Consider the following 20,464-nt stretch of genomic DNA (forward strand, 5'->3'; position numbering starts at 1 on the left):
ACATGAGCACTCCTGTCATCGGTGTCCTGGCGCTCCAGGGCGACGTACGGGAGCACCTCATCGCCCTGGCCGCGGCGGACGCCGTGGCCAGGCCGGTGCGGCGCCCCGAGGAGCTCGCCGAGATCGACGGCCTGGTCATCCCGGGCGGCGAGTCCACCACCATCTCCAAGCTGGCCGTCCTCTTCGGAGTGATGGAACCGCTGCGCGCGCGTGTCCGCGACGGCATGCCCGTCTACGGCACCTGCGCCGGCATGATCATGCTCGCCGACAAGATCCTCGACCCTCGTTCGGGCCAGGAGACCATCGGTGGCATCGACATGATCGTGCGCCGCAACGCCTTCGGGCGGCAGAACGAGTCCTTCGAGGCGGCGGTGGCCGTGCGGGGTGTCGAGGGCGATCCCGTGGAGGGCGTCTTCATCCGCGCCCCCTGGGTCGAGTCCGTGGGCGCCGAGGCCGAGGTGCTCGCCGAGCACGGCGGTCACATCGTCGCCGTACGGCAGGGAAACGCGCTCGCCACGTCGTTCCACCCGGAGTTGACCGGCGACCACCGTGTTCACGGTTTGTTCGTCGACATGGTGCGCGCGAACCGGACACCGGCGTCCTTGTAGGATCTGTGGGGTCTTCCCAGGCTCCCGATGCCTGGGGGAGTCCGTACAGGTTGGGTTACGCGAAGGAGACAGGCAGATGTCCGGCCACTCTAAATGGGCTACGACGAAGCACAAGAAGGCCGTGATCGACGCCAAGCGCGGCAAGCTCTTCGCGAAGATGATCAAGAACATCGAGGTCGCGGCCCGCACGGGCGGCGCCGACGTGTCCGGCAATCCGACGCTGTTCGACGCCATCCAGAAGGCCAAGAAGAGCTCGGTCCCGAACAAGAACATCGATTCCGCGGTCAAGCGCGGAGCCGGTCTCGAAGCCGGTGGCGCCGACTACGAGACGATCATGTACGAGGGTTACGGCCCGAACGGTGTCGCCGTGCTCATCGAGTGCCTCACCGACAACCGCAACCGCGCCGCCTCGGACGTCCGCGTCGCCATGACCCGCAACGGCGGGAACATGGCCGACCCCGGCTCCGTGTCGTACCTGTTCAACCGCAAGGGCGTCATCATCGTCCCCAAGGGTGAGCTGGCCGAGGACGACGTCCTCGGTGCCGTGCTCGACGCGGGCGCCGAAGAGGTCAACGACCTCGGCGAGTCCTTCGAGGTCCTGTCCGAGGCCACCGACCTGGTCGCGGTGCGCACCGCGCTCCAGGAGGCCGGCATCGACTACGACTCGGCCGACGCCAACTTCGTCCCGACCATGCAGGTCGAGCTCGACGAGGAGGGCGCCCGGAAGATCTTCAAGCTGATCGACGCCCTGGAGGACAGCGATGACGTGCAGAACGTCTTCGCCAACTTCGACGTCAGCGACGAGGTCATGGAGAAGGTCGACGCCTGATCGAGGGCTTGCCCGGAGCGGCGGGCCGACGGGACACACCCGTCGGCCCGCCGCTCTGTCAGTGGCACCCGATAGCCTGCACGAACTGGGGGTATCCCCAGCGACGGCCGGTGAGATCGAAGGAGGGCCCGGGTGCGGGTGCTGGGTGTTGACCCCGGGTTGACCCGGTGCGGTGTCGGGGTGGTCGAAGGAGTCGCCGGGCGGCCCCTGACCATGCGCGGCGTCGGTGTCGTACGCACCCCGGCGGACGCCGAGCTGGGCCTGCGCCTGGTCGCCATCGAGCAGGGCATCGAACGCTGGCTCGACGAGTACGATCCCGAATTCGTCGCCGTGGAGCGGGTGTTCAGCCAGCACAACGTCCGGACCGTGATGGGCACCGCCCAGGCCAGCGCCGTCGCGATGCTCTGCGCGGCCCGCCGCGGCATCCCCGTCGCCCTGCACACCCCGAGCGAGGTCAAGGCCGCCGTCACCGGCAACGGACGCGCGGACAAGGCCCAGGTCGGCGCCATGGTCACCCGCCTGCTGCGGCTCGCCGAACCCCCCAAACCCGCCGACGCGGCGGACGCCCTGGCCCTCGCCATCTGCCACATCTGGCGAGCCCCCGCCCAGAACAGACTCCAGCAGGCCGCCGCGCGGATCGGTCCCGACCGGGCCGTCGCGCAGAACAGACTCCAGCAGGCCGCGGCCGCACACGCCTCGCACCAAGCATCGAAAGGCCGTACCGCATGATCGCCTTCGTCAGCGGCCCGGTCGCCGCCCTCGCCCCCGACTCCGCGGTCGTCGAGGTCGGCGGCATCGGCATCGCCGTCCAGTGCACGCCCAACACGCTCGCCGGGCTCCGCACGGGACAGCAGGCCAAGCTCGCCACCTCCCTCGTCGTCCGCGAGGACTCGCTCACCCTCTACGGCTTCGCCGACGACGACGAGCGCCAGGTCTTCGAGCTGCTCCAGACCGCGAGCGGAGTCGGCCCCCGCCTCGCCCAGGCGATGCTCGCCGTGCACAGCCCGGACGCCCTGCGCCGCGCGGTGGCCGGAGGGGACGAGAAGGCACTCATCGCCGTTCCCGGCATCGGCAAGAAGGGCGCCCAGAAGCTGCTGCTCGACCTCAAGGACCGGCTCGGCGCGCCCGTCGGCACCGGTGGCCCGGCCGTCGGCACGGCCGTCACCGCGGGCTGGCGGGACCAGCTGCACGCGGCCCTCGTCGGCCTCGGCTACGCGACCCGCGAGGCCGACGAAGCGGTTTCCGCCGTCGCCCCGCAGGCCGCCGCGGCCGAGGGGAACCCGCAGGTCGGCCAGCTCCTCAAGGCCGCGCTGCAGACCCTGAACCGAGCTCGCTGACCGGAGCGGGCCCCCGGGACGGGCGTGTGCCCCGGCGGGTACCGCGCCCGCCGAACCGCCGACCGCCCCACCACCACGAGACCACGAGGCACCACCGATGAACTGGGACGACACGAGAGACGAAGCCGCCGACGAGCGGTTCGTCGACGCCGCCGCTGAGCGGCTGGTGGGATCGGTCGCCGACGGCGAGGACCAGGCGGTCGAGGCCGCCCTGCGTCCCAAGGACCTGGACGAGTTCATCGGCCAGGAGAAGGTCCGCGAGCAGCTAGACCTGGTCCTGCGCGCCGCCCGCGCGCGTGGAGCCACCGCGGACCACGTACTCCTTTCCGGTGCACCCGGGCTCGGCAAGACCACCCTCTCCATGATCATCGCGGCCGAGATGGGCGCCCCCATCCGCATCACCAGCGGCCCCGCCATCCAGCACGCCGGAGACCTCGCCGCGATCCTCTCCTCCCTCCAGGAGGGCGAGGTCCTGTTCCTGGACGAGATCCACCGCATGTCCCGGCCCGCCGAGGAGATGCTCTACATGGCCATGGAGGACTTCCGTGTCGACGTCATCGTCGGCAAGGGCCCCGGGGCCACCGCCATCCCGCTGGAGCTGCCCCCGTTCACACTGGTCGGCGCCACCACGCGCGCGGGCCTGCTGCCGCCGCCGCTGCGTGACCGCTTCGGCTTCACCGCGCACATGGAGTTCTACGAGCCCGCCGAGCTGGAGCGGGTCATCCACCGTTCCGCCGGCCTCCTCGACGTCGAGATCGACACCGACGGCGCCGCGGAGATCGCGGGCCGCTCCCGCGGCACGCCCCGTATCGCCAACCGCCTGCTGCGCCGCGTGCGCGACTACGCGCAGGTCAGAGCGGACGGGACCGTCACCCGGGAGATCGCCGGGGCGGCGCTGAAGGTCTACGAGGTGGACGCGCGGGGCCTGGACCGTCTCGACCGCGGTGTCCTCGAAGCCCTGATCAAGCTTTTCGGCGGCGGTCCTGTTGGATTGTCCACACTCGCTGTCGCTGTGGGGGAGGAGCGTGAGACGGTGGAGGAGGTCGCCGAGCCCTTCCTCGTCAGAGAGGGACTCCTCGCCCGCACTCCCCGTGGCCGGGTGGCGACACCCGCGGCATGGGCCCATCTCGGCCTCACGCCGCCGAGCCGCTCAGCAGGCGGAAACGGACAACAGGACCTGTTCGGGGCGTGACGGCGTGCGCACGTACCGGGGCAGGAACCCCGGTGCCATGCTGAGCGTTGTTCCCTGAGTGCGGACTCGCTTAGACTCCGCCGATGCCGCCCATGTCGACGGCATACATACCCCCATCCAGCAGGCCGCTCACCTTTGCGGTCGAAGAAGGAAGTTCCGACCCGTGAGTCTCGTGACCCTCCTCCCGTTCATCGTGCTCATCGGGGCCATGTTCCTGATGACCCGGTCGGCCAAGAAGAAGCAGCAGCAGGCGGCTTCCATGCGCAACGAGCTGCAGCCCGGCTCCGGCGTGCGCACGATCGGTGGTATGTACGCCACAGTCAAGGAGGTCAACGAGGAGACCATCCTCCTTGACGCCGCTCCGGGTGTGGACCTGCTCTTCGCGAAGAACGCGATCGGTGCCGTCCTCACGGACGACGAGTACAACCGCATCGTGCACGGCGTCGAGCACGACCTGAAGGCCGACGGCACCGTCGTGCCGGACGACGCCTCCTCCCTCACCGAGACCGACGAGCCCGCCGCCGACGCCTCTTCCGACGCCTCCGACGACAAGCCCCTCGACCTCGGCAAGAAGGACGCGGCGGACAAGCCGGCCGACGAGACCGTGGAGGCGAAGGCCGACCAGGCTTCCGACGTCGACGCAGCAGAGCCGAAGAAGACCGACGGCGAGGCCGAGGCGAAGTAGCCACGACCCGGGAGCGGGGCGCGACCCGTTCGCGCCCGCACCTCCTGGGACGTGCTGTTCTCGCACGGAGTCCCGACACCATGGCATGGCCGTCCACGCGCTCACCCGGCGCAGGGCGGCCCGAGAGGGAGTACGAGAAGGTGGCAGCACCGAAGAAGGGCCGGAGCGCGAGCGCCCAGAGCAGGCCGGGGCGCTCGCTGGCCCTGATCCTGATCGCCATCGCGGCGCTCACCGGAGGGATGTTCGCCTCCGGGCACACCACTCCGCGTCTCGGCATCGATCTCGCCGGCGGCACGAGCATCACGCTCACGGCGAAGAACGAGCCGGGCCAGCCCAACGCGATCAACAAGACCAACATGAACACCGCGGTCGACATCATGAACCGCCGTGTCAACGGTCTCGGTGTCTCCGAGGCCGAGGTTCAGACCCAGGGATCCGACAACATCATTGTCAACATCCCCAAGGGCACGAACTCCAAGCAGGCGCGGGACCAGGTCGGCACCACCGCCAAGCTCTACTTCCGTCCCGTGCTGGCCAGCGAGGTCTCCGGGGGTGCCGCGTCGGCCAGCCCGTCGCCGAGCGCCTCCGGCAGCCCCTCGGCCAAGGCCACGGACAAGGCGACCTCGTCCTCCTCGGCCCCCGCGACCCCGTCGACCTCCGCCACCACTCAGGGCCGCGCGGTCACCGACGCCCTGAAGGCGGGCTCCTCGCCGTCCGCGAGCAGCACCCCGAGCTCCTCGGCCTCCTCCAGCGCCGCGCCGTCCGCGAGCGCCAGCGTGGACCCCGCGACGGCCAAGCTCCAGGCCCAGTTCGCCGCGCTCGACTGCTCCGACAAGACCGCCCGCGCCACCGCCGGTGCCGGCGCCAAGCCGACCGAGCCGACCGTGGCCTGCGGCCAGGACAAGAACTCCGCCGGTCAGTGGGAGAAGTACGTGCTCGGCCCGGCCGCGGTGTCCGGCACGGACATCAAGAAGGCCGCCGCCGTCTTCGACACGCAGAGCGCCCAGGGCTGGAAGGTCACCATGGACTTCACGTCCGGTGGCTCCAAGAAGTTCGCGGCCATCACCAGCAAGCTCGCCCAGAACCAGGGCACGCAGAGCGAGTTCGCCATCGCCCTCGACGGTGAGGTCGTCTCCGCCCCGACCGTCAGCCAGGAGCTGACCGGTCCCGCGGAGATCTCCGGAAGCTTCACCCAGACCGAGGCGCAGGACCTGTCCAACATGCTGAAGTACGGCGCGCTGCCGCTCAGCTTCAAGGAGTCCAGCGTCACCACGGTGACCGCCGCGCTCGGTGGCGAGCAGCTGCACGCCGGACTGGTCGCCGGGGCCATCGGCCTCGCCCTGGTCATCATCTACCTGGTGCTCTACTACCGCGGCCTGTCGATCATCGCCATCGCCTCCCTGGGCGTCTCCGCGATCCTCACCTACGTGCTCATGGCGCTCCTCGGCCCGGCCATCGGCTTCGCGCTGAACCTCCCGGCCGTGTGCGGCGCGATCGTCGCGATCGGAATCACGGCGGACTCGTTCATCGTGTTCTTCGAACGCATCCGGGACGAGATCCGTGAGGGCCGCTCCCTGCGGCCCGCCGTCGAGCGCGCCTGGCCGCGTGCCCGGCGCACCATCCTGGTCTCCGACTTCGTGTCGTTCCTCGCCGCCGCGGTGCTCTTCATCGTCACCGTCGGCAAGGTCCAGGGCTTCGCGTTCACCCTCGGTCTGACCACGGTGCTCGACGTCGTCGTCGTGTTCCTGTTCACCAAGCCGCTGATGACGCTCATGGCCCGCAGGAAGTTCTTCGCGGAGGGTCACAGCTGGTCCGGCCTCGACCCGAAGCGTCTGGGCGCCAAGCCGCCGCTGCGCCGCACCCGTCGCGCGTCCGCCCCCGTCGACACGAAGGAGGCGTGAGATGTCGAAACTCGGCACCCTCGGCGCCCGGCTCCACCGCGGTGAGATCGGCTACGACTTCGTCGGCAAGCGCAAGATCTGGTACGGCATCTCGATCCTGATCACCATCACGGCCATCCTCGGCCTGACGGTGCGCGGCCTGAACATGGGCATCGAGTTCCAGGGCGGTGCCGTCTTCACCACGGGCAAGTCCAGTGTCTCGGTGAGCCAGGCGGAGACCTTCGCGCGTGACGCCTCCGGCCACGAAGCGGTCGTCCAGAAGCTCGGCAACGGCGGCCTGCGTGTCCAGATCGCCGGTATCGACACCGACAAGTCGGACGCGATCAAGGACAAGCTCGCCGCCGACCTGAAGGTCGACTCCGAGCAGATCAACGCCGACCTGGTCGGCCCCAGCTGGGGTGACGAGATCGCCAACAAGGCCTGGGAGGGCCTGGCGATCTTCATGGTCCTGGTCGTGATCTACCTGGCCATCGCGTTCGAGTGGCGCATGGCGATCGCCGCGCTGGTCGCGCTGATCCACGACATCACCATCACGGTCGGCATCTACGCCCTGGTCGGCTTCGAGGTCACCCCGGGCACCGTGATCGGTCTGCTCACGATCCTCGGTTACTCGCTCTACGACACGGTCGTCGTCTTCGACAGCCTCAAGGAGCAGACCAAGGACATCACCAAGCAGACCCGCTGGACCTACAGCGACATCGCCGACCGTTCGATCAACAGCACCCTGGTGCGTTCGATCAACACCACGGTGGTCGCGCTCCTGCCGGTCGCCGGCCTGCTGTTCATCGGCGGCGGCGTGCTCGGCGCGGGCACGCTCAACGACATCTCGCTCTCGCTGTTCGTCGGCCTCGCGGCCGGCGCGTACTCCTCGATCTTCATCGCCACGCCGCTCGTCGCCGACCTCAAGGAGCGCGAGCCGCAGATGAAGGCCCTGCGCAAGCGGGTCCTCGCCAAGCGGGCCCAGGCGGCCGCCCAGGGTGAGCCCCTGGAGCAGCGGGTCACCGAGTCGTACGAGGACGACGAGGCGCAGGACGTCCAGCCGGCGGTCGTCGGTCCCCGCAACCAGCCCGCGTCCCGCACCCGCGGCCGCGGCCGGCCCTCGGGGAAGCGCCGATGACCGGCATCGAAGAGCTGCTGTCCAGCCGTATCCGTGACGTGGCCGACTACCCGGAGCCGGGAGTGATGTTCAAGGACATCACCCCGCTCCTGGCCGACCCGGCCGCGTTCGCCGCGCTCACCGGCGCGCTCGCGGAGATCGCCGTGCGCAGCGGAGCCACCAAGATCGTCGGTCTGGAGGCGCGTGGCTTCATTCTCGGAGCACCGGTCGCCGTCCACGCCGGGATCGGTTTCATCCCCGTGCGCAAGGCGGGCAAGCTCCCCGGAGCGACCCTGTCGCAGTCGTACGACCTGGAGTACGGCTCCGCCGAGATCGAGGTGCACGCCGAGGACCTGAACGGGGACGACCGGGTGCTGGTCGTCGACGACGTCCTCGCCACCGGTGGCACCGCCGAGGCCTCGCTCCAGCTCATCCGCCGGGCGGGCGCCGAGGTCGCGGGCGTCGCCGTGCTGATGGAGCTCGGCTTCCTGGGCGGCCGCGGCCGTCTGGAGCCGGCTCTGGCCGGGGCTCCGCTGGAGGCGCTCCTGACGGTCTGAGGACCGTGCGGCACCTCTCCGGGATACGACCCCCGGAGAGGCTCCCGAAAGCCCTGAGACACCCGTAGGACACCGTGGAGGCGGGCCCGGAGGAATCCGGCGCCCGCCTCCGGCGTTCCCCGGGTACGAGGCCGCCCCCGGCGGCCGACAGAGAGTCCGGCGCCAGGGATCGCTACCATGGGGTTTCCGGAGCCTGACCGGGGGACCCGGATCGCGCACGAGGAGCCCTCTTGCCAGACGAGGCCCAGCCACTCGCCCCCAGCGCGGAACGCCTGGGGCGAACCGCCTCCACCCAGCCCGAGCCCGCCTCGGGCCCCGCGGAGACGCCCGCCCACGACGTCGCGAGCGGGCCGGTCGAGCACGCCCAGGCCGCGCCGGACGACACGGCGGCCGAGCAGCCACGTCCCAAGCCGGCCCCGGCCGAGCGCCCCGCGACCACCCCGGCGGTCCGTCCGGCGGCAGGTCAGCCCTCGCGTTCCGGCGGCTCCTCCAACCGCGTCCGCGCCCGCCTCGCGCGTCTCGGCGTCCAGCGCTCGAACCCGTACAACCCGGTTCTGGAGCCGCTGCTGCGGATAGTGCGCAGCAACGACCCCAAGATCGAGACGGCGACGCTCCGGCAGATCGAGAAGGCGTACCAGGTCGCCGAGCGCTGGCACCGCGGCCAGAAGCGCAAGAGCGGCGACCCGTACATCACGCACCCGCTCGCCGTCACCACCATCCTCGCCGAGCTCGGCATGGACCCGGCGACGCTCATGGCCGGTCTCCTGCACGACACGGTCGAGGACACCGAGTACGGCCTCGACACCCTGCGCCGCGACTTCGGCGACCAGGTCGGGCTCCTCGTGGACGGTGTCACCAAGCTGGACAAGGTCAAGTTCGGCGAGGCGGCCCAGGCCGAGACCGTGCGCAAGATGGTCGTCGCCATGGCCAAGGACCCCCGCGTCCTGGTCATCAAGCTCGCCGACCGCCTGCACAACATGCGCACCATGCGCTATCTCAAGCGCGAGAAGCAGGAGAAGAAGGCGCGCGAGACCCTGGAGATCTACGCGCCGCTCGCCCATCGCCTGGGCATGAACACCATCAAGTGGGAGCTGGAGGACCTCGCGTTCGCGATCCTCTACCCCAAGATGTACGACGAGATCGTCCGGCTGGTCGCCGAGCGCGCTCCCAAGCGCGACGAGTACCTCGCCATAGTGACCGACGAGGTGCAGTCCGACCTGCGCGCGGCGCGGATCAAGGCGACCGTCACCGGCCGTCCGAAGCACTACTACAGCGTCTACCAGAAGATGATCGTCCGCGGCCGTGACTTCGCGGAGATCTACGACCTGGTGGGCATCCGCGTCCTCGTGGACACCGTCCGCGACTGCTACGCGGCGCTCGGCACCGTGCACGCGCGATGGAACCCGGTCCCCGGCCGGTTCAAGGACTACATCGCGATGCCGAAGTTCAACATGTACCAGTCGCTGCACACGACGGTCATCGGACCCAACGGCAAGCCCGTCGAACTCCAGATCCGTACGTTCGACATGCACCGCCGTGCCGAGTACGGCATCGCCGCGCACTGGAAGTACAAGCAGGAGACCGTGGCCGGCTCCTCCAAGATCCGCACCGACGTGCCCCGGGCGGCCAAGGGCAGCGCCGGCCAGGACACCGTCAACGACATGGCGTGGCTGCGCCAGTTGCTCGACTGGCAGAAGGAGACCGAGGACCCCAGCGAGTTCCTGGAGTCCCTGCGCTTCGACCTGTCGCGCAACGAGGTCTTCGTCTTCACGCCCAAGGGCGACGTCATAGCGCTGCCGGCCGGTGCGACGCCGGTGGACTTCGCGTACGCGGTCCACACGGAGGTCGGCCACCGGACGATAGGAGCACGGGTCAACGGCCGGCTCGTACCGCTCGAATCCACCCTGGACAACGGCGACCTGGTGGAGGTTTTCACCTCCAAGGCGGCCGGCGCGGGCCCCTCCCGCGACTGGCTCGGCTTCGTGAAGTCCCCGCGCGCCCGCAACAAGATCCGCGCCTGGTTCTCCAAGGAACGCCGCGACGAGGCGATCGAACACGGCAAGGACGCCATCGCCCGCGCGATGCGCAAGCAGAACCTGCCGATCCAGCGGATCCTCACCGGCGACTCCCTGGTCACCCTCGCGCACGAGATGCGCTACCCCGACATCTCGTCCCTGTACGCGGCGATCGGCGAGGGGCATGTCACCGCCCAGAGCGTCGTCCAGAAGCTCGTCCAGGCCCTCGGCGGCGAGGAGGCGGCCACCGAGGAGATCGACGAGTCCGTACCGCCCGCGCGGGGCCGAGGCCGCAAGCGGCGCAGCAACAACGACCCCGGTGTCGTCGTCAAGGGCGTCGACGACGTGTGGGTCAAGCTCGCCCGGTGCTGTACGCCGGTGCCGGGTGACCCGATCATCGGCTTCGTCACCCGCGGCAGCGGCGTCTCGGTCCACCGCAGCGACTGCGTGAACGTCGACTCGCTCTCCCGCGAGCCCGAGCGCATCCTGGAGGTCGAGTGGGCTCCCACCCAGTCCTCGGTCTTCCTGGTCGCCATACAGGTCGAGGCCCTGGACCGCTCCCGGCTCCTCTCGGACGTCACCCGCGTCCTGTCCGACCAGCACGTCAACATCCTGTCCGCGGCCGTCCAGACCTCCCGCGACCGTGTGGCCACCTCCCGCTTCACCTTCGAGATGGGCGACCCCAAGCACTTGGGGCACGTCCTGAAGGCGGTACGGGGAGTGGAGGGCGTCTACGACGTCTACCGCGTGACATCGGCCCGCAGACCCTCCGACGCCTGACACCCGCGGTCCGCCCGGCCGGGCGGACCGCGGACACACGAAGGGGCTCCCGTACGGTGCGTACGGGAGCCCCTTCGCGTAGGTCCGTCCGGCGGATCAGCCACCGAACCGATGTCCGATCAGCCGCCGAACTCCTGAAGGCCCTTCAACGCCTGGTCCAGCAGCGACTGACGGCCGTCCAGCTCCTTCTGGAGCTTGTCGGCCTTCGCGGTGTTGCCCGCGGAGCGCGCCGCCTCGATCTGGCCCTGGAGCTTGTCGACGGCGGCCTGCAGCTGACCGGTCAGACCCTCGGCACGCGCGCGTGCCTCCGGGTTCGTCCGGCGCCACTCGGTCTCCTCCGACTCCTGGAGGGCCCGCTCCACCGCGTGCATCCGGCCCTCGACCTTCGGGCGGGCGTCGCGCGGCACGTGGCCGATGGCCTCCCAGCGCTCGTTGAGGGAACGGAAGGCCGCACGGGACGCCTTCAGATCCTGCACCGGGACGAGCTTCTCGGCCTCCTCGGCCAGCTCCTCCTTGAGCTTCAGGTTCTCCGTCTGCTCGGCGTCACGCTCGGCGAAGACCGAGCCGCGCGCCGCGAAGAACACGTCCTGGGCACCGCGGAAACGGTTCCACAGGTCGTCCTCGTGCTCGCGCTGGGCGCGGCCCGCGGCTTTCCAGTCCGCCATCAGCTCGCGGTAGCGGGCCGCCGTCGGTCCCCAGTCGGACGAGCCGGACAGCGACTCGGCCTCGGCGACCAGCTTCTCCTTGGTCTTGCGGGCCTCCTCGCGCTGCGCGTCCAGCGAGGCGAAATGCGCCTTGCGCCGCTTGGAGAACGCCGAGCGGGCATGCGAGAAGCGGTGCCACAGCTCGTCGTCCGACTTGCGGTCGAGTCGCGGCAGCCCCTTCCACGTGTCCACCAGCGCGCGCAGCCGTTCGCCGGCCGACCGCCACTGGTCGCTCTGCGCCAGCTCCTCGGCCTCGACGACCAGCGCCTCCTTGGCGTGCCGCGCCTCGTCGGACTGCTTGGCCCGCTGGACCTTGCGTTCCTCACGGCGGGCGTCGACCGTCTCCACGAGCTTGTCCAGCCGCACCTTCAGCGCGTTCAGATCGCCGACGGCGTGGTGGGCGTCCACCTGCTCGCGGATGTGATCGATGGCGGTCTGGGCGTCCTTCGCCGACAGGTCGGTGGTCTTCACCCGCTTTTCGAGGAGGCCGATCTCGACCACCAGGCCCTCGTACTTGCGCTCGAAGTAGGCCAGCGCCTCATCGGGGGAGCCGGCCTGCCAGGAACCGACGACCTGCTCGCCGTCGGCCGTACGCACGTACACGGTCCCCGTCTCGTCGACGCGGCCCCACGGGTCGCTGCTCACAGCGCCTCCTCCACATGATGCCTGCGGGGGGCGTCAGAGCCCCCTGGCATCGTCCACAGTTTCGTCACGGCCAACATAGGCGACCGGCGGGGCGGCTGTCCGCATCCCGCGCGACCGAAATTCAGCAGGCGGCGGTCAGGATTTCGTCACGGTCATCTTGTTGATGACGACCGTCGCGTTGGGTGCCCCGTCGCCCTGGCCCGTGCTCTCGCCGGCCGCCGCGATCTTCTTCAGGACCGTCAGGCCGGACTTGGAAATAGTTCCGAACGGTGTGTAACTGGGCGGAAGCTTACTGTCCTGGTACACCAGGAAGTACTGGCTTCCGCCGGTGTGCTTCTGGCCGGTGTTGGCCATGGCGATCGTGCCCGCCGGGTACACACCGCTCGTCAGCGTCTTGTCCTTCAGATTCTCGTCCGGGATCGTGTAGCCGGGACCGCCGGAGCCCTGGGCCGTCGGGTCACCGCACTGCAGCACGTAGATGCCGTTGGTGGTGAGCCGGTGGCACTTGGTGTGGTCGAAATAGCCCTTGCCGGCCAGGAAGTCGAACGAGTTCACCGTGTGCGGGGCGGCGGACGCCTTGAGGGCGATGTCGATGTCACCGCAGGTGGTCGCCATCTTCATGGTGTAGGCCGCGGACGTGTCGATGGTGACCGCCGGCTCCTTCTTCCACGTGAGCGTCTTCACCGAGCCCGCGGCGGGCTTCGCGCACGGATCGGGCGCCTTGCTCGGCGCGGCGCTGGGAGACGCGCTCGGCGTCACCTCCGCGCCCGCGTTGGCCTTCTTGCCGTCGCTCTTGAAGACCCCGGTCGCGTAGGCCGTCGCACCGCCCGCGACGACCACGCCGACGACCGCCGCGATCACCGCGTTACGTGTATGGGTCCTGCGCCGCGCGGATGTGCGGCGCTGCTGCTGTCGCAAGAACTTCTCCCGGGCGAGCTGACGCCGCCGCTGTTCCTGGCTGACCACCGGGTTTCTCCTCGTGCGTCTCGTACGTCGATTGGGGCGCGTGCGTCTTGTGAGCCGACCGCCTGCGTGTGCCCCGTACCGTATATGGGTTCGCTGAGGAATCGGCAGCGCCGGTAGGCTCTGATCCACAGCCACCCGCCCGTACGACACCAGCGCGTACGCCACCACGAAGGACGATCGTGCTCATTGCCGGGTTCCCCGCCGGGGCCTGGGGGACCAACTGTTACCTGGTCGCCCCCGCCGCGGGTGAGGAGTGCGTGATCATCGACCCGGGCCATCAGGCCGCCCAGGGAGTCGAGGACGCGCTCAAGAAGCATCGGCTCAAGCCCGTCGCGGTCATCCTCACCCATGGCCACATCGACCACGTCGCCTCGGTCGTCCCGGTGTGCGGGGCGCACGACGTGCCGGCCTGGATCCACCCCGAGGACCGGTACATGATGAGCGACCCCGAGCGGGCGCTCGGCCGGTCGATCGGCATGCCGCTGATGGGCGAGCTGACCGTGGGGGAGCCCGACGACGTGCGGACGCTCACCGACGGCACGAAGCTGGAACTGGCGGGCCTGGACCTGTCCGTCGCGCACGCGCCCGGCCATACGAAGGGGTCGGTGACGTTCCGGATGCCCGAGAGCGCGGACATCCCGTCCGTGTTCTTCTCCGGGGATCTGCTCTTCGCCGGCTCCATCGGACGCACCGACCTGCCCGGCGGCAGCATGGACGAGATGCTCGACTCGCTGGGCCGCGTGTGCCTGCCGCTCGACGACTCGACCGTGGTGCTGTCCGGCCACGGCGCCCAGACGACCATCGGCCAGGAACGCGCCACCAACCCGTATCTGCGGCAGGTGGCCGCCGGCCAGGGAGCCTCGCCTGCTCCCCGACGAGGAATGTGACGAGAGACTTTCGTGAGTACTTTCCAGGCCCCCAAGGGCACGTACGACCTGATTCCGCCGGACAGCGCCAAGTACCTCGCCGTCCGCGAGGCCATCGCCGCGCCGCTGCGCGACTCCGGCTACGGCTACATCGAGACGCCCGGCTTCGAGAACGTCGAACTGTTCGCGCGCGGTGTCGGTGAGTCCACCGACATCGTGACCAAGGAGATGTACGCCTTCGAGACCAAGGGCGGCGACAGGCTGGCCCTGCGCCCCGAGGGCACCGCCTCGGTGCTGCGCGCGGCGCTGGAGGCCAACCTGCACAAGGCGGGCAACCTCCCCGTCAAGCTCTGGTACTCGGGCTCGTACTACCGCTACGAGCGTCCCCAGAAGGGCCGTTACCGCCACTTCTCCCAGGTGGGCGCCGAGGCGATCGGAGCCGAGGACCCGGCGCTCGACGCCGAGCTGATCATCCTGGCGGACCAGGCGTACCGGTCGCTCGGGCTGCGGAACTTCCGCATCCTGCTGAACAGCCTGGGCGACAAGGAGTGCCGCCCCGTCTACCGGGCCGCGCTGCAGGACTTCCTGCGCGGCCTGGACCTCGACGAGGACACGCTGCGCCGCGCCGAGATCAACCCGCTGCGGGTGCTCGACGACAAGCGCGAGGACGTCCAGAAGCAGTTGGGCGGGGCCCCGTTGCTGCGCGACTACCTCTGTGACGCCTGCAAGGCGTACCACGAGGAGGTGCGCGACCTGATCACGGCCGCGGGCGTCTCCTTCGAGGACGACCCGAAGCTGGTGCGGGGGCTCGACTACTACACGCGCACCACCTTCGAGTTCGTGCACGACGGTCTCGGATCGCAGTCCGCGGTGGGCGGCGGCGGCCGTTACGACGGGCTGTCCGAGATGATCGGCGGACCCGCGCTGCCGTCCGTCGGCTGGGCGCTGGGTGTCGACCGTACGGTGCTGGCACTGGAGGCGGAGGGCGTGGAGCTCGAACTCCCCGCGGCCACCAGCGTGTTCGCGGTCCCGCTCGGGGAGGAGGCCCGCCGGACGCTCTTCGGTGTGGTCACCGAACTGCGCAGGGCCGGTGTCGCCGCCGACTTCTCGTACGGCGCGAAGGGGCTCAAGGGCGCGATGAAGAACGCGAATCGCAGCGGGGCCCGCTACACGATCGTCGCCGGTGAGCGTGATCTCGCCGAGGGCGTCGTGCAGTTGAAGGACATGGAGTCCGGGGAGCAGACGGCGGTCGGCGTCGGCGAGATCGTGGCCGACCTGCGGTCCCGCCTGAGCTGAGCCGGGCTCGTCCGGCCGGGACCGTCCCCGCGGACCGCACCCGCGAACGCCCGAGGGGCTGACATCGGTCAGCCCCTCAGGCGTCGGGAGCCGCGGGTCCACCCGGGCCGGAGCCCCTCAGCCGTCGCGCCGGGACTTCCAGCGGAAGGTCAGCAGGCACAGCAGAAGCCCGCCGACGCACCACGCGCCGAGCACCAGGGCGATCCGCCCGAACTCCCAGTCACCGGCCTGTTCGAGGACCTTGGCGGAGTCGGGCAGGAACACCCCGCGCAGCCCCTGGCACATCCACTTGAGGGGGAACAGCGCGCCGATGTTCAGCATCCAGTCCGGGATGGTGTCGATGGAGATGTAGACGCCGGAGATGAACTGGAGCACCAGGAAGGGCAGGACGACCACGGACGTGGCGCTCCTGCCCGACTTCGGGACCGAACTGATCGCGATGCCGAGCAGGGCGCAGGCCGTCAGACCCAGGACGAAGATCCAGCCGAAGTCCGCCCACCTGCCGGGGTCCGAGGGCAGGTCCACGCCGTACAGCGTGGTGCCGACGACGAGCAGGACCGCCGTCTCCAGGGCGCCGGTCACGAGAACCAGCCATATCTTGCCGAAGAAGTACGCGGCCGGCGGCATCGGTGTGCCGCGCAGCCGGCGCAGCACCTTCTCGTCCCGCTCGATCGCGATCGAGATGCCGAGGGACTGGAAGCTGGTCGACATGATGCCCGCGGCCATCATCGCCGGGACGTACAGCTGGGAGGCGGTGATGCCCGCGCCCTTCACGTCGTTGCTGAAGATCGACGCGAACAGGAACAGGAAGACCACCGGGAAGGCGAAGGTGAACACCACCTGGTCCCGCTGCCGGAAGAACTGCCTGATCTCCAGAGCGCCGCGCCGCAGCCCCAGCCCCCAGGCGCCGGGCAGCCGGCCGTTCGCGGTCCTCGTACGCGGGTGTACGTCGGTCGTGGTCATCGCGCGTCCTCCAGCCCGGTCAGCCGCAGATAGACGTCCTCCAGGGTGGGGCGGCTCACCCGGAGCCCCGGGATCTCCCCGTCGAAGCGGTGCGTGAGTTCGGCGACCGTCCTGGTGGGGGTGTCCGTGCGCTCGCTGCGCGGGCTGCCGTCGCCCTCCGTCCACTCGACGGTGGCCTCGGTACCGAAGCGCTCGCGCAGCGCGGCCGGTTCGCCCTCGGCGACGACCCGGCCCCGCGCGATGACGGCCAGCCGGTTCGCGAGGGCTTCGGCCTCCTCCAGGTAGTGCGTGGTCAAAAGGATGGTGGTGCCCTCGTCGGCCAGCTTGCGGATCAGTTCCCAGAACTGCCGCCGTGCCGCCGGGTCGAAGCCGGTGGTCGGCTCGTCCAGGAGCAGCAGTTCGGGGCCGCCGATCACCCCGAGGGCCACATCGAGCCGCCGGCGCTGGCCACCCGACAGCGACTTGATCCGACTGCCCGTCTTCTCCTCCAGGCCGACCAGACCGATGACTTCCTCGGGGTCGCGTGGATTCGGGTAATAACGGGAGAAATGCCTCACGGTCTCCCCCACCGTCAACTCGGCGGGCGCTGATTCGTCCTGCCAGACGATTCCGACGCGTGAGCGCCACGCGCGCGTGGCCGTCGCCGGGTCCGAGCCGAGCACGGAGACCTCGCCCGCGTCCCGCCGCCGGTTGCCCTGGAGGATCTCCACGGTGGTGCTCTTGCCCGCGCCGTTCGGTCCGAGCAGGCCGAACACCTCGCCCTGCCGGATACCGAGATCGATGCCGTCGACGGCGGTGACGTCCCCGTACTGCTTGCGCAGCCCCCGTACGTCCACCGCGAGTTGATCCGCGTGTGCTGTCATGCCGACGAGGGTCCCCCAGAACCGAACGTTCCGGGACGGCCCCGCGTACTTTCTTATGTCCACCGAACGGTGGACCGGCGGGCGTGTGCGGCACAATGAGCCTGCCCGCTGGCCCCTTCGAAGCTACGGAAACGGCGTGATGAGCAAGACGACAGTCAAGGACGCCCCGACGGACCAGGAACGCCCCGCCGCTCCCCGGACGGTCGGCGGCAGCCGTGCCCTCGCACTGCTGCTGGTGATCACGGGTGCCGCCGGTCTGCTCGCCGCGTGGGTCATCACGATCGACAAGTTCAAACTGCTGGAGAACCCGAACTTCGTGCCCGGGTGCAGCCTGAACCCGGTGGTCTCCTGCGGCAACATCATGAAGAGCGCCCAGGCCTCGGCCTTCGGCTTCCCGAACCCGATGATGGGACTCGTCGCCTACGGCATCGTGATCTGCGTCGGCGTGAGCCTGCTCGCCCGGGTCACCTTCCCGCGCTGGTACTGGCTGACGTTCAACGCCGGCACCCTCTTCGGGGTCGCGTTCTGCACCTGGCTCCAGTTCCAGTCGCTGTACCGGATCAACTCGCTCTGCCTGTGGTGCAGCCTCGCCTGGGTCGCCACGATCACCATGTTCTGGTACGTGACCTCCTTCAACGTCCGCAACGGCTTCCTGCCCGCCCCGCGCTGGATGAAGAGCTTCTTCGGCGAGTTCACCTGGGTCCTGCCGACGCTGCACGTCGGCATCATCGGCATGCTGATCCTGACCCGCTGGTGGGACTTCTGGACCAGCTGACGGGGCCGCGGGGAGCCGGGCCGGGGGACCGACGGCCCTGCGGGGATTGTCAGTGGCCCCCGGTAGGGTTCTTGACGTGGAGCCCGACCTGTTCACCGCCGCGGCAGAAGAACGCCAGGAGAAGGACCCGTCCAGCAGCCCCCTGGCGGTGCGGATGCGTCCGCGCACCCTCGACGAAGTCGTGGGGCAGCAGCATCTGCTGAAACCGGGCTCACCCCTGCGCAGACTTGTCGCGGAGGGGAGCGGCGGCCCGGCCGGACCGTCCTCGGTGATCCTCTGGGGTCCGCCGGGCACCGGCAAGACGACCCTCGCGTACGTCGTCTCCAAGGCCACCGACAAGCGCTTCGTGGAGCTCTCCGCGATCACCGCGGGCGTCAAGGAAGTGCGCGCGGTCATCGAAGGCGCCCGCCGCGCCACCGGCGGCTACGGCAAGGAGACCGTCCTCTTCCTGGACGAGATCCACCGCTTCAGCAAGGCCCAGCAGGACTCCCTGCTCCCGGCCGTGGAGAACCGCTGGGTGACCCTGATCGCCGCGACCACCGAGAACCCGTACTTCTCGGTGATCTCACCGCTGCTCTCCCGCTCCCTCCTCCTCACCCTCGAACCGCTCACGGACGACGACCTGCGCGGCCTGCTGCGCCGGGCCCTCGCCTCCGAGCGCGGTCTGAAGGAGACCGTCGCCCTGCCAGGCGACGCCGAGGAGCATCTGCTGCGGATCGCCGGCGGCGACGCCCGCCGCGCACTGACCGCCCTGGAGGCCGCGGCCGGCGCGGCCCTCGACAAGGGCGAGCCCGAGATCACCCTCCAGACGCTGGAGGAGACGGTCGACCGGGCCGCGGTGAAGTACGACCGCGACGGGGACCAGCACTACGACGTGGCCAGCGCGCTCATCAAGTCCATCCGCGGCTCCGACGTGGACGCCGCCCTGCACTATCTGGCCCGGATGATCGAGGCGGGCGAGGACCCCCGCTTCATCGCCCGCCGGCTGATGATCTCCGCCAGCGAGGACATCGGCCTCGCCGACCCGAACGCGCTGCCCATAGCGGTGGCCGCCGCCCAGGCCGTCGCGATGATCGGCTTCCCCGAGGCCGCGCTCACCCTCAGCCACGCCACCATCGCCCTCGCGCTGGCCCCGAAGTCCAACGCCGCGACCATGGCCATCGGCGCCGCCATGGAGGACGTGCGCAAGGGCCACGCGGGTCCGGTGCCGACGCATCTGCGCGACGGGCACTACAAGGGCGCGGCCAAGCTCGGGCACGCGCAGGGCTATGTGTACCCGCACGACCTGCCCGAGGGCATCGCGGCCCAGCGGTACGCGCCCGAGGAGCTCGCGGACCGGGAGTACTACACACCGACCCGGCACGGCGCCGAGGCGCGCTACGCGGACGCGGTGGAGTGGACCCGCAAGCGCCTCGGTAGAGGGCGGTAGTGAGCACCCTGTAACATGTCTCGAAGCGCTGCGTCCCGCGTCCGGCTCCGGTCGGAATCACCCAACGGGACATGCAGCCGGAACCCCGACACCGTACTCGTACGGCGAGGGGATCCAGGAGCGTCGCGCACCGTCGAAGGTGTCGCGGGCTGCCCACCACCACCCGGCTTCCGGGAACGGTCGGTGGGCTGCTCGTGTGCTGCACGTAGTGCCCAGACCAGGGAGCGGCTGCCCGGCAGGCCCATCAGGGCCCGCAGGGTTTCCCAGGCTGCGGATGCGACCTCCTTTAACCCGGGTGAGCCGGAATAAGGAAAGAGAAACAGACAGTGGCGAATCAGTCCCGCCCCAAGGTCAAGAAGTCGCGTGCGCTCGGTATCGCGCTGACCCCGAAGGCCGTCAAGTACTTCGAGGCCCGCCCCTACCCGCCGGGCGAGCACGGCCGTGGCCGCAAGCAGAACTCGGACTACAAGGTCCGTCTGCTGGAGAAGCAGCGTCTGCGCGCGCAGTACGACGTGTCCGAGCGCCAGCTCGTCCGCGCCTACGAGCGTGCCGCCAAGACGCAGGGCAAGACCGGTGAGGCTCTGGTCATCGAGCTGGAGCGTCGTCTCGACGCGCTGGTCCTTCGTTCGGGCATCGCCCGCACGATCTACCAGGCCCGCCAGATGGTCGTTCACGGCCACATCGAGGTCAACGGCCAGAAGGTCGACAAGCCCTCGTTCCGCGTCCGTCCCGACGACGTCGTGATGGTCCGCGAGCGCAGCCGCAGCAAGACGCTGTTCGAGGTTTCCCGCGCCGGTGGCTTCGCCCCCGACGGTGAGACCCCGCGCTACCTCCAGGTGAACCTCCCGGCCCTGGCGTTCCGCCTGGACCGTGAGCCGAACCGCAAGGAGATCCCGGTGATCTGCGACGAGCAGCTCGTCGTCGAGTACTACGCCCGCTGATCTTCTTACAGCGGAC

The 20,464-nt window shown here is 69.8% G+C and carries 19 protein-coding genes; 15 read left to right on the top strand and 4 right to left on the bottom strand.

Going from position 1 to position 20,464, the window contains the following annotated elements; translation table 11 throughout:
* Window positions 1-2: 2 nt before the first annotated feature.
* The 10 genes from pdxT to OHT01_RS32335 all read left to right on the top strand — a co-directional run bounded on the left by pdxT (window position 3) and on the right by OHT01_RS32335 (window position 11,000).
* Window positions 3-608 (top strand): pyridoxal 5'-phosphate synthase glutaminase subunit PdxT, encoded by a 606-nt coding sequence (gene pdxT / locus OHT01_RS32290; RefSeq protein WP_328556625.1) that lies wholly within the window; start codon window positions 3-5, stop codon window positions 606-608.
* Window positions 609-684: 76 nt separating this feature from the next.
* Complete coding sequence (locus OHT01_RS32295; protein WP_328556626.1) at window positions 685-1,437, top strand: YebC/PmpR family DNA-binding transcriptional regulator; 753 nt, start codon at window positions 685-687, stop codon at window positions 1,435-1,437.
* 132 nt (window positions 1,438-1,569) lie between these two features.
* On the top strand, window positions 1,570-2,166 hold the full coding sequence (gene ruvC / locus OHT01_RS32300) for a crossover junction endodeoxyribonuclease RuvC (RefSeq protein WP_328556627.1): 597 nt from the start codon (window positions 1,570-1,572) through the stop codon (window positions 2,164-2,166).
* Window positions 2,163-2,774: a Holliday junction branch migration protein RuvA gene (gene ruvA, locus OHT01_RS32305; protein ID WP_328556628.1), complete on the top strand. Its 612-nt coding sequence runs from the start codon at window positions 2,163-2,165 to the stop codon at window positions 2,772-2,774. Before ruvC ends, ruvA begins: the two co-directional genes overlap by 4 nt.
* A 97-nt stretch (window positions 2,775-2,871) precedes the next feature.
* Window positions 2,872-3,966 (top strand): Holliday junction branch migration DNA helicase RuvB, encoded by a 1,095-nt coding sequence (gene ruvB, locus OHT01_RS32310; protein ID WP_328556629.1) that lies wholly within the window; start codon window positions 2,872-2,874, stop codon window positions 3,964-3,966.
* A 163-nt stretch (window positions 3,967-4,129) separates the two neighbouring features.
* Window positions 4,130-4,651, top strand: a complete 522-nt coding sequence (gene yajC, locus OHT01_RS32315) for a preprotein translocase subunit YajC (protein ID WP_328556630.1) — start codon at window positions 4,130-4,132, stop codon at window positions 4,649-4,651.
* 140 nt (window positions 4,652-4,791) lie between these two features.
* Window positions 4,792-6,552 (top strand): protein translocase subunit SecD, encoded by a 1,761-nt coding sequence (gene secD / locus OHT01_RS32320; protein ID WP_328556631.1) that lies wholly within the window; start codon window positions 4,792-4,794, stop codon window positions 6,550-6,552.
* A gap of 1 nt (window position 6,553) precedes the next feature.
* Window positions 6,554-7,669: a protein translocase subunit SecF gene (gene secF, locus OHT01_RS32325; protein ID WP_328556632.1), complete on the top strand. Its 1,116-nt coding sequence runs from the start codon at window positions 6,554-6,556 to the stop codon at window positions 7,667-7,669.
* Window positions 7,666-8,205 (top strand): adenine phosphoribosyltransferase, encoded by a 540-nt coding sequence (locus OHT01_RS32330; RefSeq protein ID WP_328556633.1) that lies wholly within the window; start codon window positions 7,666-7,668, stop codon window positions 8,203-8,205. Before secF ends, OHT01_RS32330 begins: the two co-directional genes overlap by 4 nt.
* Before the next feature lie 230 nt (window positions 8,206-8,435).
* Entirely contained in the window at window positions 8,436-11,000 is a 2,565-nt protein-coding gene (locus tag OHT01_RS32335; RefSeq protein WP_328556634.1) for a RelA/SpoT family protein, read from the top strand.
* A 119-nt stretch (window positions 11,001-11,119) separates the two neighbouring features.
* On the opposite strand, the gene OHT01_RS32340 is transcribed toward OHT01_RS32335, so the two are convergent.
* Both OHT01_RS32340 and OHT01_RS32345 read right to left on the bottom strand, forming a co-directional pair.
* Window positions 11,120-12,349: a DUF349 domain-containing protein gene (locus OHT01_RS32340; RefSeq protein WP_328556635.1), complete on the bottom strand. Its 1,230-nt coding sequence runs from the start codon at window positions 12,347-12,349 to the stop codon at window positions 11,120-11,122.
* Window positions 12,350-12,484: 135 nt separating this feature from the next.
* On the bottom strand, window positions 12,485-13,315 hold the full coding sequence (locus OHT01_RS32345; RefSeq protein WP_328556636.1) for a peptidylprolyl isomerase: 831 nt from the start codon (window positions 13,313-13,315) through the stop codon (window positions 12,485-12,487).
* A 179-nt stretch (window positions 13,316-13,494) separates the two neighbouring features.
* Between OHT01_RS32345 and OHT01_RS32350 the strand changes: the two genes are divergently transcribed.
* On the top strand, window positions 13,495-14,202 hold the full coding sequence (locus OHT01_RS32350; RefSeq protein ID WP_328556637.1) for an MBL fold metallo-hydrolase: 708 nt from the start codon (window positions 13,495-13,497) through the stop codon (window positions 14,200-14,202).
* Between the two features lie 12 nt (window positions 14,203-14,214).
* Window positions 14,215-15,477 carry a histidine--tRNA ligase gene (gene hisS / locus OHT01_RS32355; protein ID WP_328556638.1) on the top strand — a complete coding sequence of 421 codons (1,263 nt, stop codon included), beginning with the start codon at window positions 14,215-14,217 and terminating at the stop codon, window positions 15,475-15,477.
* A gap of 117 nt (window positions 15,478-15,594) precedes the next feature.
* Here hisS and OHT01_RS32360 read toward each other — a convergent pair whose 3' ends face one another.
* Window positions 15,595-16,440, bottom strand: a complete 846-nt coding sequence (locus OHT01_RS32360; RefSeq protein WP_328556639.1) for an ABC transporter permease — start codon at window positions 16,438-16,440, stop codon at window positions 15,595-15,597.
* Window positions 16,437-17,303, bottom strand: coding sequence for an ABC transporter ATP-binding protein (locus OHT01_RS32365; protein ID WP_328556640.1), 867 nt, complete (start codon window positions 17,301-17,303; stop codon window positions 16,437-16,439). The genes OHT01_RS32360 and OHT01_RS32365 overlap by 4 nt, the downstream gene beginning before the upstream one ends.
* Before the next feature lie 139 nt (window positions 17,304-17,442).
* Between OHT01_RS32365 and OHT01_RS32370 the strand changes: the two genes are divergently transcribed.
* From OHT01_RS32370 to rpsD, 3 genes are all read left to right on the top strand, one after another.
* The gene (locus OHT01_RS32370; protein WP_328556641.1) at window positions 17,443-18,078 is read left to right on the top strand and encodes a vitamin K epoxide reductase family protein; all 636 of its coding nucleotides are present in this window, start codon (window positions 17,443-17,445) and stop codon (window positions 18,076-18,078) included.
* A 76-nt stretch (window positions 18,079-18,154) separates the two neighbouring features.
* Window positions 18,155-19,507: a replication-associated recombination protein A gene (locus tag OHT01_RS32375; protein ID WP_328556642.1), complete on the top strand. Its 1,353-nt coding sequence runs from the start codon at window positions 18,155-18,157 to the stop codon at window positions 19,505-19,507.
* Window positions 19,508-19,833: 326 nt separating this feature from the next.
* Complete coding sequence (rpsD, locus tag OHT01_RS32380; protein WP_328556643.1) at window positions 19,834-20,448, top strand: 30S ribosomal protein S4; 615 nt, start codon at window positions 19,834-19,836, stop codon at window positions 20,446-20,448.
* The last annotated feature ends 16 nt before the right edge of the window (window positions 20,449-20,464 follow it).

Origin of the sequence: Streptomyces sp. NBC_00358 (genome assembly GCF_036099295.1) — a bacterium.
GTDB lineage: Bacteria > Actinomycetota > Actinomycetes > Streptomycetales > Streptomycetaceae > Streptomyces.

Coding starts and splice junctions, on each gene's coding strand:
- secF (WP_328556632.1), top strand. CDS start 6,554: ATGTCGAAACTCGGCACCCTCGGCGCCCGGCTCCACCGCGGTGAGATC.
- OHT01_RS32365 (WP_328556640.1), bottom strand. CDS start 17,303: ATGACAGCACACGCGGATCAACTCGCGGTGGACGTACGGGGGCTGCGC.
- ruvA (WP_328556628.1), top strand. CDS start 2,163: ATGATCGCCTTCGTCAGCGGCCCGGTCGCCGCCCTCGCCCCCGACTCC.
- ruvB (WP_328556629.1), top strand. CDS start 2,872: ATGAACTGGGACGACACGAGAGACGAAGCCGCCGACGAGCGGTTCGTC.
- pdxT (WP_328556625.1), top strand. CDS start 3: ATGAGCACTCCTGTCATCGGTGTCCTGGCGCTCCAGGGCGACGTACGG.
- OHT01_RS32360 (WP_328556639.1), bottom strand. CDS start 16,440: ATGACCACGACCGACGTACACCCGCGTACGAGGACCGCGAACGGCCGG.
- OHT01_RS32370 (WP_328556641.1), top strand. CDS start 17,443: ATGAGCAAGACGACAGTCAAGGACGCCCCGACGGACCAGGAACGCCCC.
- OHT01_RS32330 (WP_328556633.1), top strand. CDS start 7,666: ATGACCGGCATCGAAGAGCTGCTGTCCAGCCGTATCCGTGACGTGGCC.
- OHT01_RS32295 (WP_328556626.1), top strand. CDS start 685: ATGTCCGGCCACTCTAAATGGGCTACGACGAAGCACAAGAAGGCCGTG.